Source organism: Lysobacter solisilvae, assembly GCF_016613535.2.
In the GTDB taxonomy this organism is placed as follows: Bacteria; Pseudomonadota; Gammaproteobacteria; order Xanthomonadales; family Xanthomonadaceae; genus Agrilutibacter; species Agrilutibacter solisilvae.
In genome coordinates, this window is record NZ_CP071518.1 from 980,749 (window position 1) to 1,001,422 (window position 20,674).

Annotated in this window: 20 protein-coding genes; 14 read left to right on the forward strand and 6 right to left on the reverse strand. The window is 72.3% G+C overall.

Going from position 1 to position 20,674, the window contains the following annotated elements; genetic code table 11:
* The first annotated feature begins 187 nt into the window (after positions 1-187).
* The 6 genes from I8J32_RS04325 to I8J32_RS04350 all read left to right on the forward strand — a co-directional run bounded on the left by I8J32_RS04325 (position 188) and on the right by I8J32_RS04350 (position 4,738).
* Positions 188-979: an ABC transporter ATP-binding protein gene (locus I8J32_RS04325; protein WP_200614880.1), complete on the forward strand. Its 792-nt coding sequence runs from the start codon at positions 188-190 to the stop codon at positions 977-979.
* Complete coding sequence (locus I8J32_RS04330) at positions 979-1,728, forward strand: MlaE family lipid ABC transporter permease subunit (protein ID WP_200614879.1); 750 nt, start codon at positions 979-981, stop codon at positions 1,726-1,728. Before I8J32_RS04325 ends, I8J32_RS04330 begins: the two co-directional genes overlap by 1 nt.
* Before the next feature lie 43 nt (positions 1,729-1,771).
* Complete coding sequence (gene mlaD / locus I8J32_RS04335) at positions 1,772-2,323, forward strand: outer membrane lipid asymmetry maintenance protein MlaD (RefSeq protein ID WP_245156413.1); 552 nt, start codon at positions 1,772-1,774, stop codon at positions 2,321-2,323.
* Between the two features lie 26 nt (positions 2,324-2,349).
* The gene (locus I8J32_RS04340) at positions 2,350-3,003 is read left to right on the forward strand and encodes an MlaC/ttg2D family ABC transporter substrate-binding protein (protein ID WP_407061009.1); all 654 of its coding nucleotides are present in this window, start codon (positions 2,350-2,352) and stop codon (positions 3,001-3,003) included.
* Between the two features lie 103 nt (positions 3,004-3,106).
* Positions 3,107-3,391: an STAS domain-containing protein gene (locus tag I8J32_RS04345; protein ID WP_200614875.1), complete on the forward strand. Its 285-nt coding sequence runs from the start codon at positions 3,107-3,109 to the stop codon at positions 3,389-3,391.
* A 357-nt stretch (positions 3,392-3,748) separates the two neighbouring features.
* Complete coding sequence (locus I8J32_RS04350; protein ID WP_200615120.1) at positions 3,749-4,738, forward strand: MlaA family lipoprotein; 990 nt, start codon at positions 3,749-3,751, stop codon at positions 4,736-4,738.
* A gap of 489 nt (positions 4,739-5,227) precedes the next feature.
* Here the strand turns inward: I8J32_RS04350 and I8J32_RS04355 are convergent, their stop codons facing one another.
* The 3 genes from I8J32_RS04355 to I8J32_RS04365 form a co-directional block, all read right to left on the reverse strand.
* Positions 5,228-5,929 (reverse strand): 2OG-Fe(II) oxygenase, encoded by a 702-nt coding sequence (locus tag I8J32_RS04355; protein WP_207526781.1) that lies wholly within the window; start codon positions 5,927-5,929, stop codon positions 5,228-5,230.
* An 88-nt stretch (positions 5,930-6,017) separates the two neighbouring features.
* A complete protein-coding gene (locus I8J32_RS04360; RefSeq protein WP_207526782.1) occupies positions 6,018-7,094 on the reverse strand; it encodes a class 1 fructose-bisphosphatase in 1,077 nt (358 codons plus the stop codon).
* A 154-nt stretch (positions 7,095-7,248) separates the two neighbouring features.
* Positions 7,249-7,605, reverse strand: coding sequence for a hypothetical protein (locus I8J32_RS04365; protein WP_207526783.1), 357 nt, complete (start codon positions 7,603-7,605; stop codon positions 7,249-7,251).
* A gap of 291 nt (positions 7,606-7,896) precedes the next feature.
* Here I8J32_RS04365 and I8J32_RS04370 point away from each other — a divergent pair, with 291 nt between their 5' ends.
* From I8J32_RS04370 to I8J32_RS04395, 6 genes are all read left to right on the forward strand, one after another.
* Entirely contained in the window at positions 7,897-8,289 is a 393-nt protein-coding gene (locus I8J32_RS04370) for a VOC family protein (RefSeq protein WP_200614868.1), read from the forward strand.
* Positions 8,286-8,876 carry a twin-arginine translocation signal domain-containing protein gene (locus tag I8J32_RS04375; protein WP_207526784.1) on the forward strand — a complete coding sequence of 197 codons (591 nt, stop codon included), beginning with the start codon at positions 8,286-8,288 and terminating at the stop codon, positions 8,874-8,876. Before I8J32_RS04370 ends, I8J32_RS04375 begins: the two co-directional genes overlap by 4 nt.
* Positions 8,877-8,878: 2 nt before the next feature.
* On the forward strand, positions 8,879-10,165 hold the full coding sequence (locus tag I8J32_RS04380; protein ID WP_207526785.1) for an NIPSNAP family protein: 1,287 nt from the start codon (positions 8,879-8,881) through the stop codon (positions 10,163-10,165).
* A gap of 83 nt (positions 10,166-10,248) precedes the next feature.
* Positions 10,249-10,944, forward strand: coding sequence for a helix-turn-helix transcriptional regulator (locus tag I8J32_RS04385; protein WP_207526786.1), 696 nt, complete (start codon positions 10,249-10,251; stop codon positions 10,942-10,944).
* A gap of 113 nt (positions 10,945-11,057) precedes the next feature.
* Positions 11,058-11,564, forward strand: coding sequence for an SRPBCC family protein (locus tag I8J32_RS04390; protein WP_200614864.1), 507 nt, complete (start codon positions 11,058-11,060; stop codon positions 11,562-11,564).
* Positions 11,565-11,566: 2 nt separating this feature from the next.
* Positions 11,567-12,472 (forward strand): sterol desaturase family protein, encoded by a 906-nt coding sequence (locus I8J32_RS04395; RefSeq protein WP_200614863.1) that lies wholly within the window; start codon positions 11,567-11,569, stop codon positions 12,470-12,472.
* 97 nt (positions 12,473-12,569) lie between these two features.
* On the opposite strand, the gene I8J32_RS04400 is transcribed toward I8J32_RS04395, so the two are convergent.
* Positions 12,570-13,193, reverse strand: a complete 624-nt coding sequence (locus I8J32_RS04400; protein WP_407061010.1) for a response regulator — start codon at positions 13,191-13,193, stop codon at positions 12,570-12,572.
* 71 nt (positions 13,194-13,264) lie between these two features.
* Entirely contained in the window at positions 13,265-14,380 is a 1,116-nt protein-coding gene (locus I8J32_RS04405; protein ID WP_200614862.1) for a sensor histidine kinase, read from the reverse strand.
* A gap of 152 nt (positions 14,381-14,532) precedes the next feature.
* Between I8J32_RS04405 and I8J32_RS04410 the strand changes: the two genes are divergently transcribed.
* Positions 14,533-15,234 carry a DUF2306 domain-containing protein gene (locus I8J32_RS04410; RefSeq protein WP_200614861.1) on the forward strand — a complete coding sequence of 234 codons (702 nt, stop codon included), beginning with the start codon at positions 14,533-14,535 and terminating at the stop codon, positions 15,232-15,234.
* An 83-nt stretch (positions 15,235-15,317) separates the two neighbouring features.
* On the opposite strand, the gene I8J32_RS17535 is transcribed toward I8J32_RS04410, so the two are convergent.
* A complete protein-coding gene (locus I8J32_RS17535; protein WP_245156415.1) occupies positions 15,318-17,288 on the reverse strand; it encodes an erythromycin esterase family protein in 1,971 nt (656 codons plus the stop codon).
* A 535-nt stretch (positions 17,289-17,823) separates the two neighbouring features.
* Here I8J32_RS17535 and I8J32_RS04425 point away from each other — a divergent pair.
* Complete coding sequence (locus I8J32_RS04425) at positions 17,824-20,598, forward strand: DUF7948 domain-containing protein (protein WP_207526787.1); 2,775 nt, start codon at positions 17,824-17,826, stop codon at positions 20,596-20,598.
* Positions 20,599-20,674 lie beyond the last annotated feature (76 nt).

A 20,674-nucleotide genomic window follows, 5' to 3' on the forward strand; every position in this document is an offset into this window, starting at 1 on the left:
CCGGCGGGGTGTCGATGCGCCCGAACCGGCCTGCGTGTCTGCAGACGCCTGCCGGGACTGACCTCTGGCATGGCCGCTTGCGAGTCCGGTCTGCGACAATGGCTCGACCCGCGTTCAGCCGCGGTCACGCATTCTTTCGCGCGTTTTGCGCCCCGCGCGCACCCCTCCTCCTCGACCCCACGCCGGCATGACCGACGCCTCGCCCATCGTCCGCCTCGACCAGCTGCGCCTCGACCGCGGCGGCCGCACGGTGCTGCGCGACATCTCGCTGCAGGTGCCGCGGGGCAGCATCGTCGCCGTCCTCGGACCGTCCGGCAGTGGCAAGTCGACCCTGCTGTCGGCGCTGACCGGGGAACTGCCCGCCGCCGCGGGCACGGTGGAAGTGCTGGGCCAGCCGGTGCCGCGCTCGCAGCGCGCGCTGCTGGAACTGCGCAAGGGCATCGGCGTGCTGCTGCAGGGCAACGGCCTGCTCACCGACCTCACCGCCGCCGAGAACGTCGCCCTGCCGCTGCGCATGCACACCCGCCTGCCGGCGCCGGTGATCCGCCGGCTGGTGCAGATGAAGCTGCACGCCGTCGGCCTGCGCGCGGCGGCCGACGCCTATCCGCGCGAACTGTCCGGCGGCATGGCGCGCCGCGTCGCGCTGGCGCGGGCGCTGGCGCTGGATCCGCCGCTGATGATCTACGACGAGCCGCTCACCGGCCTGGACCCGATCGCCTCTGGCGTGGTGATGAGCCTGGTGCGCCGCCTCAACGACACCCTGGGCCTGACCAGCATCGTGGTCACCCACCACGTGCACGAGACCCTGCCCATCGCCGACCACGCGGTGGTGATCGCCAACGGCGGGCTGGTGTTCTCCGGCACGCCGGCGCAGCTGCAGGCCAGCACCGACCCGCTGATCCGCCAGTTCCTCAACGGCGAGCCCGACGGGCCGATCCCGTTCGAGAGCCGGGCCTTCACTTCCGGCGAGGCCGCCTGATGCCCTTCGTTGCCGCCACCCGCGCCATCGGCCGCGCCGGTCTGTTCACGCTGTCGGTGCTGCGCGCCACCCGGCCCACCGCCGACTTCTTCCAGGAGCTGGTGCGCGAGATCTACAAGATCGGCGCGCGCACCCTGCCCATCGTGACCGTGGGCGGCGCCTTCGTCGGCCTGTCGGTCACCCTGCTGGGCTACCGGGCCCTGGACACCTACGGCGCGGCCAACCAGGTCAGCGCGATGCTCGGCCTGGGCATGTACCGCGAGCTGGGCCCCGTGCTGACCGCGCTGCTGTTCATCGGCCGCGCCGGCTCCTCGATCGCCGCCGAGCTGGGCCTGATGCGGGCAACCGACCAGATCACCGCGCTGGGCCTGATGGCGATCGATCCGATCGGCAAGGCGGTGGCGCCGCGGTTCTGGGCGGCGCTGATCTGCATGCCGCTGCTGACCGGTTTCTTCTGCAGCCTGGCGATCACCGCCGGCTACTTCGAGGCCGTGCACGTGATCGGCATCGACCAGGGCTTCTTCTGGCAGGTGCTGCGCGACAGCGTCGACTTCGGCGACGACTTCCTGATGGCCTTCGCGAAGTCGGCGGTGTTCGGCGCCACCGCGGCGCTGGTGGCCGCGCACGTGGGCTTCCACGCCGAGCCGACGATCGAGGGCACCTCGGTGGCCACGACGCAGGCGGTGGTGAACGCGTCGCTGCTGGTGCTGATGTTCAACTTCGTGATGTCGGCGCTGCTGTTCCGCTGATCCACGCACTCCGGTGCGGCCGCCGCGGCGGCCGCGTCACGCAATGAGGTATTCCATGCGCAGTCCAAGAATCGAATTTGCCGTCGGCGCCTTCCTGCTGCTGGCCCTCGGGTCGGTGCTGGTGCTGGCCCTCGCCTCGACCAACCGGCAATGGGGATTCGGCAACGACAGCTACGAGCTGAAGGCCCGGTTCACCTCGATCGGCGCGCTGCGGCCGAACGCGCCGATCAAGATCGCCGGCGTCGCGGTGGGCAAGGTGGCTGATATTCAGGTCGATCCCGTTAAATACGATTCCGTCGTGACGCTGGCCATGGACGTCAAGTTCAAGGACCTGCCGGCCGATACCTCCGCCGGGATCTTCACCAACGGCCTGCTGGGCGAGAGCTACATCGGCCTCAGTCCCGGTGGCGATCCCGAAACCCTCAAGCCCGGCGACGAGATCTTCATGACCCAGCCGGCGGTCGATCTGATCCAGATGGTCGGCAAGTACATGTTCTCCGGTGGCGGCAAGCCCGGTGGCGACACCGCCGCCGCCGAAGAAGCTCCACCCAGCGATACCCCCGCGGATACCGCGACTACGGAAGAACCCAAGTAATGAAGCGCAACCCGACCCTTGCCGCGATTTCAATCAGCATGAAATCCCTCGCCCTCGCCGCCGCTTTCGCGGTGACCGTGCCGGCCGTCGCCAGCGCACAGGCCGCCGCGCAGGGCGCCCCCGTGGGCGCCACGCCGAGCAAGCTCGTGCTCGACAACAGCACGCGCATCCTCACCACGCTGGAAACCCGGCGCGCGGAGTTCACCAAGAACCGCGGCGTGCTGCGGCAATTCGTCTCCAGCGAGTTCAACGCGATGTTCGACCGCGACTACGCCGCCCGCCTGGTGCTGGGCGTGCACGGCCGCGGCGCCTCCGAAGGCGACGTCAAGCTGTTCGCCGACGCGCTGGCCGACAACCTGATGTCCCGCTACGGCGACTCGCTGCTGGACTTCAACACGCGGCTCAAGGTGCGGGTGAAGTCCGAGCGCGCGCTGCCGAACAACCGCGGCGTGCTGGTCAGCAGCGAATTCATCCGCCAGGCCGGCGAGCCGATCCCGGTGTCGTACTACATGCGCCAGACCGCCGGCGGCTGGAAGGTGTTCGACGTGTCGGTGGAAGGCGTGAGCTTCGTGCAGACCTTCCGCAGCCAGTTCGACGGCCCGCTCAAGCGCAAGTCGATCGCGCAGGTCGCCGCCGACCTCAAGGCCGGACGCCTGCAGGCCGGCGCCGAGACCAACTGATCGTGCCCGTTCGATCGTGCCCGGTGGATCGGGCACCATTGATCGCACACCACTGAACCCTCGCAGGCCGGCATCCGCTGGCCTGCCTGCTTCCTGCGACCCGATGCCCATGACCGCCAGCCTCACCCGCCGCGACGACGCCCTGGTCTTTTCCGGTGCGCTCGACCGTGCCGCCGTCGTCGCGCTGTGGCCCCAGGCCAGCGCGCAGCGCGCGGGCGTCGCCCGGTTCGACCTCACCGCGGTGACGCGGGTCGACAGCGCCGGGCTGGCCATGCTCGCTGAACTGGCGGACGGGCTGCCGGGCGCGCGGGTCGAAGGCCGCCCCGATGGCCTGGACGAGCTGCGCGCCGCGTATCGCTTGCAGGACGATCTTTCCTTCGCGGCCTGAGCCGCGACCGTTTCCGGTGCGGTAGCGTTGTAGCCCCGCGCCGTCCTTCTCGGACCCTTCCCCTCCATGCGCTTGAACGGACTCCCCCTCGCCCTCGCCGTGTTGCTGGCGCCCGCCAGCGTGCTGGCCCAGCAGACGCCTTCCCCGCCGGAGCCCTCCGCGCCGGTCCCGGCGGCGGCGCCTGCCCCGGCCGGGGAGCCGCTGCCGGCCGCCGCGCCCGCGGCTCCCGCGGCCGACGCTGCGGTCCCGGTCACGCCCGAGCCGGCAGAAGCTGCGGCACCGACCGCGCCGACCGACCCGGTAGACCCGGCCGCGCCGGCCGCACCTGCGGAACCTGTCGAGCCCGCCGCGCCCGCCATGCCGACAGACCCCCTGGCGCCGCCCGCCGAGGGCGTCGCCGTCGATCCGGCCGCGCCGCCGATGCCGCCGTGCGAGAGCGCCGCCACCGACCCGGGCGCGCCGGACGCGGGCACGACCGACCCGACCGCGACCGACCCGAATGCGCCGGGCGCACCCGACGCGACCGTCCCCTGCGCCACCGCCGTGGCGCCCACCCAGGCCGAGGACGACTTCGCCGACATCTACGGGTACAACCCGGTCGCCGATCCCAACCTGCCCGACCCGGTGGCCATGCCCGGCGCGTTCGACCCGTGGCAGAAGTACAACCGCCAGATCCACCGCTTCAACAACGTGGTGGACCGCAACGTGGCCAAGCCCCTGGCGCGCGGCTACGTGAAGATCGTGCCGCGGCCGCTGCGCCTGGGCGTCAACAATTTCTTCAGCAACATCAGCCAGCCGCTGACCGCGCTCAACAGCCTGCTGCAGGGCAAGCCGAAGCAGGCCGGGCAGGCGCTGGGCCGCTTCCTGATCAATTCCACGCTCGGCATCGGCGGCATCTTCGACCCGGCCCGCGACGCCAAGCTGCCGCACGTCAGCGAGGACTTCGGCCAGACCCTGGGCGTGTGGGGCTGGAAGCGCTCGCGCTACGTCGAGCTGCCCCTGTTCGGCCCGCGCACCGTGCGCGACATGTTCGGCATGGTGGGCGATGCGCCCTTCAGCCCGCTGCGCGGCGTGGAATCGGACCTGCTGCGCCTGCCGCTGCAGAGCATGCAGCTGGTCGACCTGCGGGCGCAGCTGCTGTCCACCGATTCGCTGCGCGAAGGCGCCGAGGACGATTACGCCCTGGTCCGCGACGCCTGGTCGCAGCGCCGCGACTACCAGATCTTCGGCGACCGCATCGAGGAAGGCGACGCGCCCCTGCCCGACTACCTGCGCGACATGGAGGACGAACCCACCGTTCCCGTCGATGCGATGCCGGTGCCGGTGCCGGGCGGCGGGGTCAACTGACCGGCCGCCCCGGAATGCCTCCAACGATCCCCGCTCCGGCGGGGATTCTTGTTTGCGCGGGCGGTCAGGCCCGGCGGCGAGAGGACGGCGGAGCACCTGGCAGCCCGCCGCGCCGGCCCAGCGTCGGGCCGGCGCGGTGCTCGCGAGGACGGGCCACGGTGCGGCGTCGGGCCGCCGCGGTGCTCGGGAGGACGGGCGCGGTGCGGCGTCGCACCGCCGCGGTGCACGGGAGGACGAAGCACGATGCGCCGTTGCACCGGCGCGGTGCACGGGAGGACGGTCCGCCGTGCGTCGTCGGGCCGGCGTGGTGCGCGGCAGAACGGGCCACCGTGCGTCGTTGGGCCGCCGGGGCGAGCTGGAGGACGGCCACCGTGCGTCGTCGGGCGCCGCGGCGGACCGGAGGACGGACCACGGTGCCCCGGCGGACCGGTGTGCGGCGAACGGGCGGGCTCCGATGGCGGCGTCAGGAACCGCCCGGCGCCGGCCTGCTCAGCCCGGTTTGCCGAACAGTTGCTCGGCGCGCTGGAACAGGATCCAGCTGGTGGCGATGAACTTGTCGCCGCCCTCGGGCCGGTTGCCGCGGTGGGTATGGGTGAAGGCGGCGGGCGCGATCAGCAGCGAGCCGGTGCGCGGCGCGATCCGGCGCTGCTGGTAGAGGAATTCGGTCTCGCCCTGGGCGAAGCCGTCGTTGAGGTAGATCGTCCACAGCAGGTGGCGATGCAGGGTCTCGCCGTGCGGGTCGCGCGGGTACAGCTCGCAATGCCAGTAGGGGTAGCCGCCGCGGCCGCCGGTGTAGCGCTGCAGGTTGATCGCGCCCGGCCGCAGCACGGTCTGCACGATCGGAGTCAGCGTGGCGTCGTCCATCGCCTGCAGGCGTTCGGGGGTCAGGCGGTGGCGCGCGCCGTCCGGGCCGGGCACTTCCAGCATCAGCGGCGCGATCAGGGTGTGCGGATACCGGCGCAGGTACGCGAGCAGGCCCTTGAACACCGCCGCGTTGAGCTGGCCTTCGACGTCGCGCCATTCCTCGCGGCCGCTGATCGAGATGTCCTGGCTGTCCTTCAACTCGGGCATGACCCCGCCGCCGACGCGGCCGGGCAGCGCCTCGCCGCTGCGGGCGAAGCGTTCGAGCATCGCCGCGCAGGCGTCCGGCGAGAGGGCGTCGTCGAAGACTTCGATGAAGTCGGCGGTCATGCGGCGGCGCTCATGCGGGTCTGCAGGCATCAGGGTTGCGGGCTCCCGCGCCGGCGGGCGGCGCGGCAACCCCAGGCGGAATTGGTGATCAGGCCAGTGCGGGCGCCGCGGCGTGCGCGGCGTCGTGCTCGAGGTGGTAGGCGGTGGCGGCCTCGACTTCGCGGCGCGAGCCCAGGAACACCGGCACGCGCATGTGCAGGCCGGTGGGCTGCACTTCCAGCATGCGCATGCGGCCGGTGGTCGCCGCGCCGCCGGCCTGCTCGACCAGGAAGGACATCGGGTTGGCCTCGTACATCAGGCGCAGCTTGCCGCCCTTGTCGCGGCACTTGCTGTCCAGCGGGTAGCTGAAGATGCCGCCACGGGTGAGGATGCGGTGCACGTCGGCCACCATCGAGGCCACCCAGCGCATGTTGAAGTCCTTGCCGCGCGGGCCTTCTTTGCCGGTGAGCAGGTCGCCGACGTAGCGCTGCATCGGGGCTTCCCAGAAGCGCTGGTTGGACATGTTGACCGCGAATTCCTTCGTCTCCTCGGGAATGGTCATGCCGCGCGTGGTCAGCACGAACGAACCGACCTCCCGGTCCAGGGTGAAGGCATGGGTGCCGTGGCCGACGGTCAGCACCAGCATCGTGCTCGGGCCGTAGGTGCAGTAGCCGGCGGCGACCTGGGCCGTGCCCGGCTGCAGGAAGTGCTCGTCGCCCGGCGTGGTCACGCCGTCGGGGCAGCGCAGCACGGAGAAGATCGTGCCGACCGAGATGTTGACGTCGATGTTGGACGAGCCGTCCAGGGGATCGAACAGCAGCAGGTAGTTGCCGCGCGGGTAGACGTCGGGGATGGGCTGGCTGTGGTCCATTTCCTCCGACGCCAGGCCGGCCAGATGGCCGCCCCAGGCATTGGCCTCGAGCAGCACGTCGTTGGCGATGACGTCGAGCTTCTTCTGCGCCTCGCCCTCGATGTTCATGCTCGCCACGCCGGGCGTGCCGGCGTCGCCGAGCACGCCGCCCAGCGCACCCTTGCCGACCGCGATGGAGATGGTCTTGCACGCGCGGGCGACGACTTCGATCAGCAGGCGCAGGTCGGCGCTGACGTGTCCGGCGCGCTGCTCTTCCAGCAGGAAGCGGGTCAGGGACACCGGCGAGCCGCCGGCGGTAGAAGAGGTGTGGGACATGGGCGGGCAGCAGCGAGCGGAACGGGCCGCCATTGTCGCCGATGCGGCGCGGCGATGGCGGCGCGGCGTGACGCGAAGCGCCGCGACGGCGGTGCCGTGCGGCGGTGTGGGCGTCAGTGCTGGCGCGGCGGCCGCATGGCGGCCGCGGCGGGGGTCAGGCGACCTTGCGGGTCGCGCGTGCGGCCTGCCGGTGGACCACGGCGGCCAGGGTCTGACGGGCCATGGTCAGCATGAGCAGCGGCGCGGTCGGGTCGGCGGCGGTGAGCACCCGGCGCGCGGCCTCGTTGACGTCGACCACGACGTCGGCGCAATCCGGGCCCAGCAGGGCCCGCAGGCCGCGCGAGGAGCTGTCCAGGTGGCGTTCGCACTCCGGGCCGCAGCCCTCGCCGGCGCGGCGGATCACCTGCGCCATGGCCCCGTCCATCCGGGCCAGGGCGTGCAGCAGTTCATCGGCGGAAATCGTGCCGGTGGACATTGCGTGGTTGGGGAGGACGCTGGTGGGGTCGGTCATGCAGTCAGTCTCGTAGGGGCGCGTCGCAGGAACTGAGATCCCCGGTGCTTCCCCTGGATTACGGGGAGAGCCGCCGGCTGAGGACAGCGCTCCGGGCCTCCCACCCGGATCCGGTCCCCGGGCGGGCGCCCGGGCCGGTGTGCTCCGCATCCTGCCCAGCGGCCGGTGCGCGGGCGGTGAAGACGCCGTGGCCGCCGCCGGCCACCGCCGCGACGCCAACTTCGGCCTGCTGACAGCAGGCTGGCAGCAGCCCCCGCGCAGGCTGTGGGTCCACCCGATGGAGCGCCCCCCATGCTGCAAGCCAATGTCCCCGCCTGGTTCGAGATCCCTACCGCCGACATCGATCGCGCGCAGCGGTTCTATGAACGGCTGCTCGGTGTGGAACTGAAGCGCGAGGCCTACCAGGAGGGCCTGCAGGCGATCTTCCCGGGCGGCTGCCCGCCGCTGTCCTCGGGCGCGCTGGTCCAGCGCCCGGGCCACTACGCGCCATCGGCCACCGCCGGCAGCGTGGTCTACCTGGCCGTCGACGACGTCCGCCTGCTGCTGGAGCGGGTCCGCGAGGCCGGCGGCGAGGTGCTGCAGCCGCTGGCGGGCGTGCCCGGCACGCCGGTGGTCTATGCCCACATCCGCGACAGCGAAGGCAACCGCGTCGGCCTCGCCAGCGTCGACGGGACGCCCGCATGACCGCTCGCCGCGACTTTCTGCGCGCCGCCGGCGCGGGCGTGCTGGCCCTGGGCCCGCTGCATGCGCTGGCCGGCACCCCGGCTTCCTCCTCCCCTTCCCCATCCCCGGAGCCTGCGATGTCCCCCAACCCGGCCGACGGCCGCCACGACTTCGATTTCTTCCACGGCCGGTGGACGGTGCAGAACCGCCGCCTGCGCGAGCGCCTCGTGGGATCCACCCGGTGGGACGAGTTCCCCGCCACCCTGGACTGCCGCCCGCTGCTGGGCGGGCTGGGCAACATCGACGAATACCGCAGCCCCGACGTGCATGGGCTGACGCTGCGCCTGTTCGATCCGGCGACGCGCCAGTGGTCGGACCGCTGGGCCAGTGCCCGCGATGGCCAGCTGGGCGAACCGGCGCTGGGCAGCTTCAGCAATGGCGTGGGGCACTTCGTCGGCCGCGACACCGACGGCGGACGGCCCGTGCTGAGCCGCGCGCTGTGGAAGGACATCACGCCCGACGGCTTCACCTGGGAGCAGGCGGCCTCGCTGGACGAGGGCGCGAGCTGGGAGACCAACTGGGTCATGCACATCCGGCGGGCGGGCTGACCATGGACACGAACCACACCGCACCGGGCGCCGTCGTCGCTGGCGCCGACGCCACTGACGTGCACGCCGCCGACGCCGACGGCCGCCACGGCTTCGACTTCCTCCACGGGCGCTGGCAGGTCCGCAACGAACGGCTGCGCGAGCGGCTGGTGGGCAGCAGCGACTGGGAGACCTTCGACGCGCTGCAGGAATGCCGGCCCCTGCTCGACGGCCTGGGCAACATCGATGGCATGCGCACCGACTGGGGCGGCGGCTTCGAGGGCATGTCGCTGCGGCTGTTCGACCCCGGCAGCCGGCAATGGCGCATCTGGTGGGCGAGCAACCGCGACGGGCAGCTCGATCCCGCCGTCACCGGCACGTTCCGCGACGGCCACGGCGAGTTCACCGGCCACGCGCACGAGGCCGGCACGCCGGTGCTGATGCGCTTCACCTGGGACTGCAGCCACGCCACCGTGGCGCACTGGCAGCAGGCCTTCTCCACCGACGAGGGCGCCAGCTGGGAGACCAACTGGCACATGTGGCTGCGCCGGCTCGGCGACGACGGCCGCCTGCTGCACCACGACGCGGTGGTCGAACTGCGCCAGTACACGATGCAGCCCGGCCAGCGCGACGCGCTGGTGGCCCTGTTCGAGCGCGAGTTCATCGAACCGCAGGAAACGGTGGGCATGCACGTGATCGGGCAGTTCCAGGACCTGGACGACCCCGACCGCTTCGTCTGGCTGCGCGGGTTTCCCTCGATGCCGGCGCGCCGTGACGCGCTCGACGCGTTCTATTCCGGCCACGCGTGGCAGCGCCACCGCACGGCGGCGAACGCGACGATCGTCGACAACGACGACGTGCTGCTGCTGCGGCCGGTCGCGGCCGACAGTGGCCTGGCGGCGGCGCAACCGCGGGCCGCCGACGGCGACGCGGTGCGCCCGGCCGGCGCGCTGGGCGTGGGCATCTGCGCGCTCGCGCCGGACCAGGGACCGGAGCAGGCGCAGGCCTTCGCCGACCGCTTCGCCCGCGACTGGGCGCCGCGGCTGCGCGAGGCCGGCGCGCAGGTCCTCGCCACCTTGGTGACCGAGGCGGCCGCCAACACCTACCCGCGCCTGCCGGTGCGCGAGGGCGAGCGGGTGTTCGTGTGGCTGGCGCGCTTCGACGACGTCGCCGCGCTCGATGGCGGCCTGGCGCAGCTGCGCGGGGATGCGGCGTGGCGCGAAGCGATCGCCGCCGCGCTGCTCGATGAGCTCGCCGCCGTCCCGCAGTGGCTGCGGCTGGCGCCGACGGCCCGCTCGGAACTGCGCTGAGGCATGCCCGATGAGCCGCCGACGCGAGGCGCGATCCTGCGCACACCGATTGAACGCCCCGCGGCGGCGGTTGATCATGTGCAATGCGCCGCGCCGACCGTCTGTTCCTGCTGATCCACGCCCTGCGCGGCCGGCGCAGCGCGATCACTGCCGTGCAGCTGGCCACCACGCTGCAGGTCTCGCCGCGCACGGTCTACCGTGATGTCGCCGACCTGCAGCTGTCGGGCGTGCCGATCGAAGGCGAGGCGGGCGTCGGTTACGTCCTGCGCAAGGGCGCGGACATCCCGCCGCTGATGTTCAACGCCGAGGAACTGGAGGCGCTGGTCGTGGGCACGCGGTTCGTGCGGGCCTTCGGTGGCGAGCGCCTCGGCCGGGGCGCGACGGCCGCGCTGCTGAAGATCGAGGCCGTGCTGCCGCCGGAGCTGCGCGAACGCAGCCAGCGGACGCGGATCTTCGCGCCGGAGGTCGGCGACCGGATCGAGAACACGGGCCTGATCGATGCCCTGCACGCGGCCATTGGCGCGATGCAGGTGTTGCGGCTGGACTACCGGGACGGCCAGGGCGCGGTCAGCGCACGCGAGGTCGAGCCGCTCGCGCTCGCCTTCTGGGGCGGCACCTTGACGCTCGGCGCCTGGTGCCGGCTGCGCGGGGACTTCCGCAACTTCCGCCCGGACCGCATCGTCCGCCACGCCCCCACCGGCGAGATCTTCGCCCCGGACCCGGCGCGCGGGTTCGACGCCTACCTGCGGGCGGTGAACGCCGGCGGCGGCGCGGGCTGAGGCGGACCGCGCTGCCTGGCGGCGACGGTCTGATCGACGGCTCCGCTTGGCCGCCCCGCCCCGCCATACGCCGGCGTCTGGACGCCGCGCCGCCGGGCGGTGACACTGCCGCCATGGACCTCCACCTGCAGGCCGACCAGGACTTCGGCGCCGACCCGGACACCGTCTTCGCGCTGGCGCTGGATGCCGCGCGGTTCCCGGAATTCTTCACCGGCTTCGGACCGATCCCCGCCGTCCGCCAGATCACCGCGCATGCGCCGCCCGCGGTCGGCAGCACGCGCGAGCTGATCAACGGGGACGGCTCGCGCCTGCACGAACGCATCACCGCGCTGGACGCGCCGCGCCACCACGCCTACACGCTGACCGGGCTGCGGCCGCCGCTGGCTTGGCTGGTACGGGCCGGGCACGCCAACTGGCGCTTCACCCCGACCGCGCACGGCACGCACGTGCGCTGGCAGTACCGCTGGACGCTGACCTCGCCGCTGGCCTGGCCGCTGGCCGCGCCGCTGCTGCGGGTCTTCATGCGCGGCGCGATGGCGCGCTGCCTGGCCGCGATGGCCGCGGCGCTGGCCGATGCGCCGGCCCGCGCACTCCCCCCGCACATCCGCACGGAGCACTGAGCATGGAGAAATGGATCCTGCTGGGCATGGGCCCGGTCTTCGTGCTGCTGATCGGGCTGGAAGCCTGGTACTGGCGCCGCCGCCGCCCCGACGCGTACAGCCTGGTCGACACGCTCTCCAACGCGGGCCTGGCGCTGATGCACCAGGCCGCCGACGCCGTGGCCTGGGCGCTGGTGCTCGGCCTGTACTACGCGGTGTACCAGTACCGCGTGTTCGATTGGCCGGCGACGTGGTGGAGCATCGCCGCGCTGTTCGTGCTGCAGGACTTCCTCTATTACTTCTTCCACCGGGCCAGCCATCGCGTGCGCTGGCTGTGGGCCTCGCATGTCACCCACCATTCCTCCGAGCGGCTGAACCTGTCGACCGCGTTCCGGCAGAGCCTGACCTACCCGATCTCGGGCATGTGGGTGTTCTGGCTGCCGCTGGCGTGGCTGGGCTTCGCGCCGGCGCACATCGTGGCGGTGGTGGCGATCAACCTGGGCTTCCAGTTCTTCGTGCACACGCAGGCGGTCGGCCGCCTGGGCTGGCTGGAGCACGTGATCAACACGCCCTCCACGCACCGCGTGCACCACGCCCGCAACCCGCGCTACATCGACCGCAACTACGCCGGCGTGCTGGTGATCTGGGACCGGCTGTTCGGCACCTACGTACCCGAAGACGACGCCGAACCGTGCCAGTACGGCATCGTCGGCCAGGTGCACGGCCACAACCCGATCACGCTCACCTTCCACGAATGGATCGCGATGCTGCGCGACGCGCGGCGCGCCGGGTCGCTGCGCGCGGCGCTGGGGCAACTGGTGTGCCCGCCGGAGCGGGCGCTGTCGCACCCGGCGCGGAAACCGGCGGTCGCTCCTGCCGTGGCGGACGCGGACGCGCTGGGCGCCGGACTCGAATCGGCCGAGGTCTGATCAGCCGGGCTCCTATCAGCGAGCCCCGATCAGCCGAGCTTCGATCAGCGAGCGCCGATCAGCGAGCCCCGATCATCCGAGCACCGGACCGCCGAACTCAGATCACCCGCAGCGTGATCGCCTTGAGCACGGCGCGCGTGCGGTCGCGGGTGTCGAGCTTTTCCAGGATCACCGAGACGTAGTTCTTCACCGTGCCCTCGGCCAGGAACAGCGAGCGGGCGATTTCCTTGTTCGAGTAGCCGCCGGCCAGCAGGCGCAGGATCGCCACCTCGCGTTCGCTGAAGCGTTCCTTGGGCGCCTCCTGCGCGTGGTACTGGTAGCGCGCGCGCACCGCGTCGGTGCTGACCGGCTGCAGCAGCGTCTCGCCGCGCGCCACGCGCGTGATCGCGTCGCGCAGGTCGTCGGGGGCGGCGTCCTTGAGCAGGAAACCCTGCGCACCGGCCTGGGTGGCGCGCAGCAGCAGTTCGCTGTCGTCGAACGTGGTCAGCAGCAGGACGGGTGTCGTGTGGCCGGCGTCGCGCAGCCGCTGCAGGGCTTCGATGCCGTCCATGCCCGGCATGCGGATGTCGCTGAGCACGACGTCGACGGCGTGGGCCGCCAGGCCGTCGAGCAGGGCCTGGCCGTGGTCGGCTTCGAAGGCGATCACGATCCCCTGCCGTTCCAGCAGCGCGCGCAGCCCGGCGCGGACCAGCGCCTGGTCGTCGGCCAGGGCGATGGTGATCGGCGCGGTGGTGTTCGGCGCGTCGGTGATCGGCGCGGTCGTGCCCGGCGCGTTGGTGGTGGGCGGCGCGGTCACAGCGGCAGGCTCGCATCGATGCGCAGCGCGCCGCGCGCCGTGGTCGACAGCGCCAGCGTGCCGCCGGCGGCCGCCAGGCGCTCGCGCATGCCGGACAGGCCGTTGCCCTCGCGGATCGCGCCGCGCAGCTGGCCGTCGTCCTCCACCCGCACGGCCAGCCGCGTGCCCTCGCGGTACAGCCGCACCCGCACGCGTTGCGCCTCGCCATGCCGCGCGCTGTTGGTCAGCGCTTCCTGGACCAGCCGCAGCACGGCCTCGGCCACCGCCGGGTCGCTCACCTGCACGTCCGGGGCGATCGACAAGTCGAGCGAGGGACGCGGCATCGGCGCGGCCAGCGCGCGCAGCGCGGTGGCCAGGTCCAGACCGGTCGAATCGCGCAGCGCCTGCACGACATTGCGGATGTCGCCCAGCAGCTCGGCCGACATGCGCTGGGCGATGTCCAGTTCGCTGCGCTGTGCGAAGGCCGGGTCGGCGGCCAGCGCGCGCAGGTTGAGGGTCAACGCGGTGAGCTTGTGGCCGGCGACGTCGTGCAGCTCGCGCGCCACGCGCAGGCGCTCGGCGTCGCGGGCGGCGTCGGCCAGCAGCGCGCGCGTGGCCAGCAGGTCGGCGTTGACCAGGGCCAGCCGGTCGCGCGCCTGCTCGGCGCTGACGGCGTAGAAGGCGCACAGCGCGGCGAACATCTGGAAGCCGAAGTTGATCACGGTGACCGACAGCGGCGAGCTGTAGCCGGCATCGCGGATCAGCAGGTAATAGACGACGTCGACCAGCAGCACGGCGACCAGCGCCCGCCGCAGCGACTGCATGGCCATCTGCGCCGTCCAGATCACCAGCAGCACCTGCGCGGTGCCCGGTCGCGGGTCGGCCCAGATCAGCACCATCGACACCACCAGCTCGAACGCCAGCAGCAGCTGGTAGGCCGGGTTGCGCCGCTGCTCCGGGCCCCCGCCCATCAGGCTCTGGGCGAGGAATGCCAGCAGCCAGGCCACCAGCAGCGTCCAGCCCAGCCATTGCCGGTCCGGGCTCATGAAGCGCATCGACACGGCGACTGCCAGCCACGTCAGCACGGCGGCCAGGTTGAGCGGTTCGAGCAGGTTGCGCAGGCGTTGCGTCATGTCCGCATGCTGCGGGCGCGCGGCAAGCGGTGCAATGCCGCCGGCGCCGAAAGTGACTTCCGGCAGGTCGCGGCGATGACCGCGGGCACTGCGCGCCTGCCGGCGGCGGCGCGACGCTGTGGCTCCACCACCCACGCACGCCGGAGCGCGTCATGACCGCCTACCAGATCCTCGTCGCCTCGCACGTGGCCGCCGGCACGCTGGCGCTGGCCACCTTCTGGAGCGCGGCCGCGCTGCGCAAGGGCAGCCCGCTGCACCGGCGCGCGGGCCAGCTCTACCTGCTCGCGATGCTCGGCATCATCCTCAGCGGCCTGCCGCTGGCGGTGGTGCGCGTGGTCGAGGGCCACCCCGTGACGGCCGCGTTCCTGGGCTACCTGGTGGTGATCACGGCCGGCGGCACCTGGACCGCCTGGCGGGCGGTGCGCGACAAGCGCGATGTCGCCCGGTTCACCGGCCCGGTCTACGCGACGCTGGGATGGCTGTCGCTGCTGAGCGGGGCGGGCGTGCTGGCGCTGGGCCTCAAGGTGGGCTCGCCGCTGCTGATGGGCTTCTCGTCCGTCGGCCTGTTCGCCGGCCAGGACATGCTGCGCAAGCGCCGCGACACCACGCGCCTGACGAGCCGGCCGAACTGGTGGTTCGTCGAGCACTACACCGCGATGCTCGGCAATGGCGTGGCTACGCACATCGCCTTCCTCGGCATCGGGTTGCCGCGCCTGTTTCCCGCGGTGGACGGCGTCGCGCTGCATTACACGGCCTGGTTCGGCCCGCTGGTGGTGGCGCTGGCTGCCAAGCTGCTGCTGGACCGCCGCTACAAGCCCAAGGCCCGCCCGGTCGCGCAGCCGGCGATCGCGTGAAGGCAAGCCGGACCTGATCGCCCGCGGACGGTGGCACACGCTGATCGCACAGCCCCCCGCCTCGCGGGCCCACAGGACGGATCTCACAGCCCGCTGGGCCACGTCTCCGGCGGTTCGTCGCCCGGCGCCCAGGCGGCCGGGTCGAGCGGCTCCAGCGCCGTGGTTTCGTCCAGGTGCACCAGCCAATCGAACTGGTCGGGCAGGCGCACGTCGAAATAGTGGCTGTAGCGCTCGGTCTGCGGCCGGTAGATCACGCCGATGGCGCGCTGCAGGCGCGGCGTGCGCAGCGCGTGGCGCAGCTCCGGGTCGTGCAGGTCGAGCTGGAACGCCGGCAGCCGCGTGCCGTGGAACAGCGCCTCGAAGCTGCCGGGCAGGCCGGCGCGCACGTTGCGCGTCTGGGCCGGATCGTCCCAGTCGTGCGCGGCGGTGACCGTGCCGCGGTAGGTGCTGAAGCCCACCAGCAGGCTGTCACCGCCGTGGCGCTGGCGCACCAGCTGGCCCAGGTTGAGTTCGCCCTGCTCGCCCATCTGCGTGGCACGCGCGTCGCCCAGGTGGGAGTTGTGCGCCCACACGACGATCTTCGCCCGCGCCGCGCCACGGGCGCCGCGGTCGACCAGCGCCTGCAGGGTTTCCATCATGTGCGTGTCGCGCAGGTTCCACGAGGACTGGCGCCCGCGGAACATCGTGCGGTAGTACGCCTCGGCATTGCGCACCAGGCGCGCGTTCTGTTCGGCGAAGAACAGCGCCTCGTCGTCCTCGCCGCTGGCGAGCTGCGCCGCGCGCGACAGTTCCAGCAGCTGCGCGACGACCTCGTCCTCGCAGCTCAGGCCCAGGTCGATGCTGGCGGCGTGGCCATAGGCCTGCGGGTCATCGCCGAAGTGGTCGAAGCAGGCGTAGCGTTCGCGCGCGCGGCGCTCGCCGTCCGGATCGGTGCGATGCAGGTAGTCGAGCACGGCCTGGATGGAACTGTGCAGGCTGTAGAGGTCGAGCCCGTAGAAGCCGACCCGCGCATCCGGCGACAGCGCGTCGTTGTGGGCGCGCAGCCAGTCGACGAAGCCGCGCACCACGGTGTTGCGCCACATCCAGGTCGGAAAGCGCAGGAATCCCGCCAGGGCCTGGTCGGCGTCCGCGTCCTGCGGATCGCCGCGGACATGGCGGTTGACCCGGTAGGCGTCGGGCCAGTCGGCCTCCACCGCCACCGCGGTGAAGCCCAGCTCGGTGATCAGGCGGCGGGTGATGTCCGCGCGCAGCTGGTAGAACTCCTGCGTGCCGTGCGAGGCCTCGCCCAGCAGCACCAGCGAGGCGGCGCGGGCACGCTCGATCAGGGCGTCGAAGTCGTCGGGCGTGCCCCGCAGCGGCATCGCGCGCCGCTGCACGACCAGGTCGGCGTCCTGCGCCGGGGCGTGCACGGGCGCGGCGGCGCGCGCGAGGAGGTCGCGCACTTCGGCGTCTTCGGTGGCGTCGAATTCGCCGTACCACAGGCCGACGCTGCCGAAGGGCTCGGGGGTGTGCAGGCAGACCACCTCGTCGGCGAGCGCCCGCAGCGCCTGGCAGGTGTCCGTGGGCGCGACCGGGACGGCGACCAGGATGCGCGCCGGTGGCGTCGGCGCCTGGCGCAGGGCCGTCACCGCCGCGCGCATCGAGGCGCCCGTGGCCAGTCCGTCGTCGACCAGGATGACGGTGCGCCCTGCCAGCTCCGGTGCGGGCCGGTCACCGCGGTATGCCTGCTCCCGCCGCGCCAGTTCGCGTTGTTCGCGCGCGACGACGTCCTGCATCGCGCCGGCCTCCAGTTCCAGCAAGGCCAGCACGTCGGGATTGAGGACGGTGACGCCGCCGCTGGCGATCGCGCCCATCGCCACCTCTTCCTGTCCGGGCACGCCGAGCTTGCGCACGACGAACACGTCCAGTGGCAGGCGCAGCTGCATGGCGACCTCGTAGGCCACCGGCACGCCACCACGCGGCAGCGCCAGCACGATCGCGGCGCGGCGTCCGGCATGGGCGTGGAGGGCGCGCGCGAGGGCACGACCGGCGTCGCGGCGGTCCTCGAAACTCATGCGCCGGCTCCGGCACGGCGCCCGGGGACGCCACCTTGACGATGGCGCCGGCGATGCCCCGCGCTCCGCGCGCGGGGGGGCCGGGGATCGCGGGCACGCGTCCATGGGCCGGACGGTAGGCGGGGCGCGGTGAGTGCCCTGCGAATGCTGCGCGGGCCCGGGCTCCTGGCCTGGGGGGCGTCGCCAGGGCGGTTGGCCGGAATCGGAGCCCGACCGCGTGGCCGCTGCCATCGCCTTCGGGCGTTTCTCCCGATTACGCGCGTGCGTCGGAACCTCCGGCGCCGCTCTACCTCTGAACGGGAGCGCCAAACGATGATTCGCGAGATCCTGGCCGCCATGACGGCGGCCGTGGTGGGTGTGTGTGCGGTGCAGGATGCAGTGACGCTACCGGGCGCGGTGCCCGCGTCGACGCGCCTCCACTCGGTTTCATCACCGGCACCGGCGCTCGACGACGCTGCCCAGGGCCCGCGCGCTGCAGACGTACGCGTCGCTGCCGCTGGGCTTCGAGCCCAATGTCGGGCAGACCGATCCGCGCGTGCGCTTCATCGCCCGCGGGCTGGGCTACAGCCTGTTCCTGACACCCGAAGCAGCGGTGCTGCGCCTGCCGGGCCAGGGGAGCGATGCCGGCGCCGTGCTGCGCATGGCGCTGGAGGGGGCCAACGCGGCGCCCAGGATGGCCGGCCACGGCCAGCAACCCGGCGCGTCCCATCATTACCGCGGCGCCGATCCGTCGCAGTGGCGGCAGGCGTCGCGCTACTCGCGCGTGTCCTACGACGAGGTCTATCCGGGCATCGACTTGGTCTACTACGGCAACAACCGGCAGCTGGAATACGACTTCATCGTCGCTCCCGGACGCGACCCGGACCGCATCGTGATGCGCTTCGACGGCGCCTCGCCGAAGGTGGATGCCGACGGCAAGCTCGTCCTCACCACGCCGCAGGGCGCGCAGCTGCAGCAGCGCGAACCCGTGCTGTACCAGGACATCGCGGGCCGCCGCGTCGCGGTGCAGGGTCGCTACCGGCTGCTCGGCGACAACCGCGTCGGCTTCGCCGTCGGCGCGCATGACCCCGCGCACGCGCTGGTGATCGACCCGGTGATCGACTATTCGGGCTGGCTCGAGGCCAGCGAAAGCGACTGGGCGACCGGCATGGCGGTGGACCGCGCCGGCAACGTGTACCTGACCGGTCGCACGCTGTCCTCCGACTTCCCGACCACGGTCACCGGCGACGCCCCCGGCCCGCTGGATGCGTTCGTCACCCGGATCAACGCCGCCGGCAACGCGCTGACCTTCAGCGCCTACATCGGCAGCTGGTTCTCCGACGAGGCCAATGCGATCGCGGTCGACGCGGCCGGCAGCATGTACATCACCGGCTCCACGCGCGGCTCGGCCACGTCCACACCGGCCTTCCCGCTGGTCAATGCGATCCAGACGGCCAATGCCGGTTTCGACGATGCCTGGGTGATGAAGCTCAATGCCGCCGGCAGCATCGTCTACAGCACGCTGCTGGGCGGCACCATGTTCGACTTCGGCCAGGCGATCGCGGTGGATGCGAGCGGGCAGGCGTACGTGGCAGGCACCACGCAGTCGGTCGACTTCCCGACCAAGGCCGCCCGCCAGCCCGCCAACGGCGGCGGCGGCAACCGCGATGCCTTCCTGTTCAAGCTCAACGCCGCGGGCGGACTGATCTTCAGCACCTACCACGGCGGCGCACAGACCGACTACGGCACCGGCGTGGCACTGGACGCAGCGGGCAACGCCTATGTCTCGGGCTACACCGACTCGACCAACTTCCCGCTCGTCAACGCGCGCCAGCCGGTGTACGGGGGATACCAGGACGCCTTCCTCAGCAAGTTCAACGCCGCCGGCAGCGCCCTGCTGTTCAGTACCTATCACGGCGGCAACAGCACCGATTACGGCTACGCCGTCGCGGTGGATCGCACCGGCGCGGCCTACCTCACCGGTAGCACGGGATCCAGCAATTTCCCGCTGCTCAATGCCTTCCAGACCGTGTCGGCCAATTCCGCCTCGCACGAGGTGTTCGTCAGCAAGTTCGTCCCGGCCGGCACTGCCTTCGGCTACAGCACGCTGCTGGGCGGCAACGGCCACGACTACGCCTATGCCATCGCGGTCGACGCCGCCGGCAACGCGTACGTGACCGGCCACACCAGCTCGTCCAACCTCCCGCAGGCCGCGCGCGTGCAGCCCGGCGCCAGCGGCGATGGCTACGACGCCTTCGTGGCCAAGATCGCCGTGGTCTCCGGCCGCGCGTCGCTGGCCTTCAGCAGCTACCTGGGCGGCACGACCGCGCGCGAGAGCGGGCGCGCGGTGGCGGTGGACCGCTTCGGCGGCGTGTACGTGGCCGGCGAGGAACTGGAGCCGGCGAACTCCTCGCTCAACGAGGTGATCATGGCGCGGCTGGCGCAGCCGATGAATCGCAGCTGGACCGGCGACTTCGACGGCGACGGCAAGGACGACATCCTCTGGCGCAACCTGCGCACCGGCGGCAACGACCTGTGGCGGCAGGGCAATTCCGCGCTGCGCATCGCGTTGTCGGCCGTGGCGGACGTGAACTGGACGGTGGGCGGCGTCGGCGACTTCAACGGCGACGGCAAGGCCGACATCCTGTGGCGCAACCTGGTCACCGGCAGCAACGAGCTGTGGCGCTCGGGCCTGGTCGCACAGCGGCAGGTGATCGGCGGCGTGTCCGACACCAACTGGGTGGTTGCCGGCATCGGTGACTTCACCGGCGACGCGAAGGCCGACATCCTGTGGCGCAACCGCGTCACCGGCGGCAACGTGATGTGGCCGGCGGCCAACGCGGCCACCCCCACGACCCTGACCGCGGTGGCGGCATTGAAGTGGGAGGTCGTCGGCATCGGCGACTTCAACCACGACGGCCGCGACGACGTGCTGTGGCGCGACACCGAGGCCGGCGCGAACGTGGTCTGGCGCAGCGCCAACGCGGCCACCCAGCAGGCCCTGACCAGCGTGGCCAACCGCGCCGCGCGGGTCGACCAGGTGGCCGACTTCACCGGTGACGGCTACGCCGACATCCTCTGGCGGACGATCGACACCGGCAGCAGCACGCTGTGGCGCAGCGGCAATTCGGCCACCTGGGGCACCGTGGGCAACGTCCCGCTGGTGTGGCGCCAGGTGGGCAGCGGCGACTACGACGGCAACGGCAAGGCCGACATCCTGTGGCGCAACACCCAGACCGGCGGCAACGAGGTCTGGGGCGGCGCGAGCAGCGCGGCCCGCCGGGTGTTGACCACGGTGGCGGACGTGGCCTGGACGCCGGCCAACCCCTGATTGGCGCCGTCAGCCGGAAACAACGCGACCGCCCGAGGGCGGTCGCGTCGTATCAGAGGGCCGGTGCGCGCGGCCT